Raw genomic sequence first — 6,000 nt, 5'->3', positions numbered from 1 at the left:
ACCCTGTTACAGGCGAGTCATCCCGCTGGGCCCTTGCCACCGATCAGGAGCTGGAAGAAGACGCCTACGACCTTCGTCTCGATATGCCGATTTCATTGCTTGGCCTGGACCATAAATTACTACTGGGAGCGCATCATCGTCAGTCAGAAAACTACTCCAGCGGTTACCAAATCGACACCAATTACCCCGCCATCAATGTATTCATGCCGGATTCGGCTAGTAACCCTACACCCAATCTGGCTCCGTTCAGCGATCCCAGCACTACCGATGTAAAAGAAACCGGTTTCTATTTTAAATCCACCTCCTACCTCACCCCTGAGACACAATTGATTTTAGGTGGCCGGCTGACCAATTGGGAAACCGATGATGGCCAGAACTCTGAAGAAGTCAGCGATGAGTTCACGCCCTATGTCGGTCTTGTTCATGAGGTGAATACTGCTCTGAGCCTATACGCTAGCGCCGCTCAGTCTTTTGTTCCCCAGACTACCAAGGATGTGAATAACAAAATTCTTGAACCACGCGAAGGTACCCAGTATGAAATTGGTGCCAAGGGGGCATTCAACCGTGGTTTCACCAACTACCAGGTTGCCCTGTTCAGCATCACCGACCAGAACCGTCCCATCAATGATCTGAACAATCCCGGATTCTCAGAAGCCGGAGGCAAAGTACGAGCCCAAGGCTTTGAGGGAGAAATTACCGGCAAGGTATCTGAACGTCTGGATGTGATTACCGGCTATGCTTATACGGATACCGAACAGCTCGAGTCCGACAACCCGGATGCTGAAGGAAAACCCTTCGCCCCAGATGCACCGGAGCACAGCGTAAAACTGTGGGGCAAGTACACCTTCACCCCCGCCTGGGAAGCGGGCCTTGGCGCCGAATACAGCAGTGGCACCTTTGCCGAGTCCAACAATGTTCGGTGGGAACAAGGCGGCTACACCATCTTCTCTGCGATGGCTGCGTATAACGTGAATCAGGACACCCGTATCACCCTGTCGGGAACCAATCTCACCGACAAGCGTTACTAAAGCCGGGTTCAGGGCGGCGGCCGCCAGAATTACTTCGGCGACGCCCGTCATTTCAGACTGAGCTTTGAAACCAGCTTCTAGGTAGAACCGTCAATCAGGGACACCCACAAAGTCTCCCCCAATAAAAAAATCCCGGCACGGTTCGCCCTGCCGGGATTTTTATGTTCAGAGTGGGAGCCATCAGCGAGTATCGGATGTTGGATTGCGTGCAACAACATACCTTTAGGTTGGACGCCCGCAGGGCGCCACGAAGGGGTTTATCAAACCCAACGAAAATGCCTTCGCTTGATATTGTAATGATATCCATTCCCATTTAGACTCCATGCTCATTATTTGCTCACAGACACACTGGGGTCGGGGTTATGTCCGGGGTTACACAGCAATCCCTGTCGGTGGAAACGCTGTACAGCGAGTATCACAGCTGGCTGCATAGCGTGCTGCGGCGCCGGCTGGGCAATACCGATGACGCGGCGGACCTGGCCCACGACGCCTTTATCCGCCTGCTGAACAAACCTCGCCACCTGAGCCATCAGACCGCCCGTGCCTACCTGAGCCGCATGGCTCGTGGCCTGTGCGTGGACCTGTGGCGCCGCCGTGAGATTGAACAGGCCTGGCTGGACACCCTGGCCAGCCACCCGGAGCAGGAAACCCCTTCCGCCGAACAACAGACAGCAGCCATGGAAGCACTGATCGAAGTGGACGCCATGTTAAGCCGGCTCCCCGGCCCGGGTTCCGAGGCCTTTATCCAGTCACTGGTGCATGGCCATACCGGGAAGGAAATTGCGACGCAACTGGGTGTATCTGAGCGCACCGTGCGCAACTACCTGTCCCGCGCCATGCTCGCCTGCTTGCGACTGCAGGCAAGGCTGAACGGGGAATAACCCCTATGAACAGCCCTGCCAGCATTGATCACCAGGTACTCAGTGACGCCGCCGATTGGTTCGCCCTGCTACGCTCCGGAGACGCATCCGACCGGGATACTCACCGCTGGCGGGATTGGCTCCATCAACACCCGGATCACCTGCGCGGCTGGCAACTGGTCGAACAGATCGAGCAACAATTTCAGGCCGCCACCGGTGATCACCCAAACCAGACCGCCGCGACCCTGAACCGGGCAAGGCACGGCCGCCTGCAGCGGCGTACGGTAGTCAAGAGTCTGGCGATGGTGCTGGCCACAGGCGGCCTGGGCTGGGCCGGCTGGCGCCAAACCCCACTACCGGAAATCGTCGCCAGCTGGCAAACGCAATATCGCACCGGCACTGGCGAAATTCGCCAACTGAGACTGGCCGATGGCAGCAAGGTGTGGATGAACACCGACACCGCCATGGATACGGTCCTGTCCGGCCCACAGCGGCAGATCCAGTTAGTCCACGGCGAGATACTGATTGAAACCGGCCGTGAAGATCCACGCCCGCTGGTGGTATTTACCCCACAGGGGCAGATGCAACCTCTGGGCACCCGCTTTACCGTGCGCCGGGAAAACGAGCAGACCTTTGTTGCTGTTTACCAGGGTGCCGTGAAGGTCACCAATCAGGCTCGCCAGGAAATTCTCGTGCCCGCCCGGCACCAGACTCGCTTTTCCGGTAGCCATGCCGCCCCGCTATCGGTAGCGGAGCGTTCTCGGGAAAGTTGGCACAAGGGCATTCTGCTGGCGGACGACACCCGCCTTGCCGATCTGGTCAACGAGCTGGGACGCTACCAGCACGGCTATATCCATGTGTCACCGGAGGTGGCCGACCTGCGAGTCGTTGGCGGCTTCCCGCTGACTTCGCCGGAACAGGCTTTCAGCATGCTGGAAACTGCGCTCCCAGTTCGGATATCCCGCCCCCTGCCCTGGTGGACCAATATCCAGCCCCGCTAGCCGTAAAAAAACCAAAAAACTTTTCCGCTTTCACCACCACTGTTCGATTAGTCAGTAAACCCCGCCCAAAAGGAGGTGGAAGGGGTATCGCAAACTGACATAACAGGAGACACCTGTGACAGCTTCTCACTCCCCCCGTTTCTCTATGCGGGCAATGACGCTTCGGCTTGCTCTGGGACTGGCAGTACCCTTTTCACTGCCCCTGGCCGCTCAGGCCGAACAAGTGGCCGGCCAACAACAGTTCAATATCCCCGCCGGCCCGCTGAGCACTGTGCTGGCTCGCTATGCCGATGCCAGCGGCATCCTGATCGCTGGCAACATGCAGCTTGCCAACGGCAAACGCAGTAACGGGCTGCAGGGCAACGTTACTCCACAGCAAGGCCTGAACCGTATCCTTGCCGGCACCGGCCTGACTGCCAGACGCCAAGCAGACGGCTCTTACACCCTGACGGAAGCTAACGGCGCCTCTACACTGGAACCGATTACCGTCAGTGCCGCCAGCACCAGCAACATGCAGAACACCGTGAATTATGGGTACAGCGATATTGCACGCCTGCAGCCCCAGGACAGCAAAGACCTGTTCAAGAATGAAGCCTCCATATCTGTGGGCGGCTCGGTTCCGGTGAATGAAAAAGTCTACGTACGTGGCGTGGAAGAAACCGCCATGCTGGTCACCGTTGATGGAGCCCGCCAGAACAACAAGGTCTTTCACCATAACGCCACCAACCTGATCGATCCTGCGTTGCTCAAAGCCGTCAGCGCGTCTGCCGGCGTTGCCGCCGCAGACGATGGCCCGGGCGCACTGGGCGGCAGCCTGAAATACGAGACCGTGGATGTGGCCGACCTGCTGACACCCGGGGATTCGCTTGGCGGTTTTCTGGATGGCCGCTATGCATCCAACGGGGATGCTGTCACCACCGCCGGTTCGCTCTATGGCCGAAGCAATGGCTTCGAGGCACTGGGCTACATCAAGAACGTGGAAGGCAACCATTATGAGGATGCCAATGGTGACAATGTCCGCTTCACCGAACCGGCCCTGGTCAGTGGCCTCGCAAAAATCGCCTATCAGACCGATGACATGGGGCGTTTTGAACTGAGCCATGAAGTTGTCAGCGACGATTCGGTTCGCCCCTATCGAGCCAACTTTTCCGCGCTCACCGCTGGCCGGCCGACGCCTGATTCGCGCAACTATGACCTGACCCGTGAAAACACCGTTTTTGGCTACGACGGCACCACCGGAGAGGGGTTATGGAATCCGCAAGTCACCCTTGCCAACAATGAATCCGAGCTGAGAACCAGCGAGAATCCGCTGGCAGCCCCGAACACCACTCTGGTCTACACCGGTATTACCGAAAGCCTTTCCGCCACGGCCAAAAACACTTTCCATACCGGTTTCGTGGATATCACCACAGGCCTGGATTACTACGATGACTCAGCTGTCTTCCGCTATGCGCCGGACCCGGATCTGGAAGAAAAGGCAGAAAATACCGGCGCCTTCGTTCAATTCCGCCAGACGCTGGCTGAACGGCTGGAGCTGTCCTATGGCCTTCGTTACGACCAGCAGGACTTCACCGGCACTGACGGTTCCACCCATGATGATCAAGGTGTCAGCACGAATGTTTTCGGTGAATTTCACATCAACGATCACCTCTCTTTGAACGCGGGTTATGCCGACGTCTGGGGCGGAACGGTGTTGGCCGAAAACTTTATTCTCAACGGTGCCTGGGTCTACAACGACGTGAAACCGGTCAAAGCCCATAACCACACCGTGGGCCTGCGCACGAACTGGAAAGGCTTTTTCCTGGAAGCCAACAGTTTTGAAACCGGGATTCGCGATGGCCGTGTTCCCTCCTTCCGGGGTGGCCCCGATGAAGTGGCCAACTTCGATATCACCGGCTATGACGCCACTGTTGGCTACCGTAACCAACGCGGCGGCCTGTCCGTCAAATACGCCAATATCGAATCTGAAAAAGACGGCGAGATTGCCAGCTCCTTCGACGGCACCTACTTCACCATCCCGCTTGGCGAGCAGATCGCGATCAACGGTGAATTGTACCCGCTATCCAATGTCACGCTGGGCCTGAATGCGGAAATTGCCCTGGAAAACGACGACCTGGAATCCAGTGGCGTCGGCACCAAACAGGACGGTTATACCGTGGTGGGCATCTATGGGGATTACGCCCCTACGGACAACCTGACGCTGCGACTCGCCGTGGAAAACCTCAACAACGAGGAATACACAGAGCGCGCCAGCTATGGTCAGGAGTTCGCTACCGTGGAGCCCCTGCTGGAACCGGGCCGTTCCATTAACGTCAGTGCACGCTACAATTTCTAGCCGGTAACCGGCAGCTATTTTCCCTCCCTGGCGGCGGGGGATGCCTTTGGTATGTCCCGCCCAGCCTTCCCTCTGCTCCCTCAACGCCAGACGCCTGCTTAGTCAGAACCTGGCCCGGCAAGCCGGGTTGCAGCTATGGCAATTCGCCACTACAATGGGAACGATTCTCATTTAATGGACTAGATGAATAGACATCGCCCGATGCATGGGCCCCACTACGGCTGTCTGCATGTCCCACCACCGAGTCTTGGCAATTTATGCTGCTCACCAGCAAGAGCTGCTAGCCTATGCCCGGCGCATCGTTCGTGATGCCGCCCGTGCCGAGGATATTACCCAGGACGCCTACCTACGCTTCAGTGATGCCACCCGGGAAGAGTGGCCGGATAACCCGGTCGCGTACCTCTACCGCATCGTGCGCAATCTGGCCATGGACAGCCACCGACGCAGTCGCTTCGAGAACGATCTGTTCACCCGTGATGTGGACGATATTGCGGAAACTCAGCCCTGCAGCGCGCCCTCTGTAGAACAGCAGACTATCGCCAGCGATGAACTCGAACGACTTGGCAAGGCATTGGCCGAACTTCCCAGTCGCACCCGTGTCGCCGTTGAAATGCATCGCCTGGGTGGCTACAAACTGCGGGAAATCGCGGCACACCTGAATATATCCACCTCCATGGCACAGCATCTGGTCAAGGAGGGCATCAAACATTGCCAGCAACGCCTGTCCCTGCCCGAAGGAAAACAGCAACAGCTCTGATAGTATTCCACTGCCATGA

5 protein-coding genes are annotated in these 6,000 nt (G+C 57.5%); all 5 read left to right on the top strand.

The window, feature by feature from the left end; all coding sequences use genetic code 11:
* On the top strand, positions 1–1,028 hold a 1,028-nt coding region (locus ACFE0K_RS12615; protein ID WP_434536398.1), incomplete at its 5' end, for a TonB-dependent siderophore receptor.
* Between the two features lie 362 nt (positions 1,029–1,390).
* On the top strand, positions 1,391–1,909 hold the full coding sequence (locus tag ACFE0K_RS12610) for a sigma-70 family RNA polymerase sigma factor (protein WP_434536397.1): 519 nt from the start codon (positions 1,391–1,393) through the stop codon (positions 1,907–1,909).
* Between the two features lie 5 nt (positions 1,910–1,914).
* Entirely contained in the window at positions 1,915–2,889 is a 975-nt protein-coding gene (locus tag ACFE0K_RS12605) for a FecR domain-containing protein (protein ID WP_434536396.1), read from the top strand.
* Positions 2,890–3,004: 115 nt separating this feature from the next.
* Positions 3,005–5,224, top strand: coding sequence for a TonB-dependent receptor (locus ACFE0K_RS12600; protein ID WP_434536395.1), 2,220 nt, complete (start codon positions 3,005–3,007; stop codon positions 5,222–5,224).
* 229 nt (positions 5,225–5,453) lie between these two features.
* Positions 5,454–5,981 (top strand): sigma-70 family RNA polymerase sigma factor, encoded by a 528-nt coding sequence (locus tag ACFE0K_RS12595; protein WP_434536394.1) that lies wholly within the window; start codon positions 5,454–5,456, stop codon positions 5,979–5,981.
* The last annotated feature ends 19 nt before the right edge of the window (positions 5,982–6,000 follow it).

Source organism: Alcanivorax sp. (assembly GCF_051117345.1).
GTDB lineage: Bacteria > Pseudomonadota > Gammaproteobacteria > Pseudomonadales > Alcanivoracaceae > Alcanivorax.
Note: the sequence above shows the minus strand (reverse complement) of the source record. Positions and strands in the feature narration are given on the sequence as shown.

Bases quoted from the DNA above. Each gene is read 5' to 3' on its own strand.
- ACFE0K_RS12610 (WP_434536397.1), top strand. From the start codon at position 1,391: ATGTCCGGGGTTACACAGCAATCCCTGTCGGTGGAAACGCTGTACAGC.
- ACFE0K_RS12595 (WP_434536394.1), top strand. From the start codon at position 5,454: ATGTCCCACCACCGAGTCTTGGCAATTTATGCTGCTCACCAGCAAGAG.
- ACFE0K_RS12605 (WP_434536396.1), top strand. From the start codon at position 1,915: ATGAACAGCCCTGCCAGCATTGATCACCAGGTACTCAGTGACGCCGCC.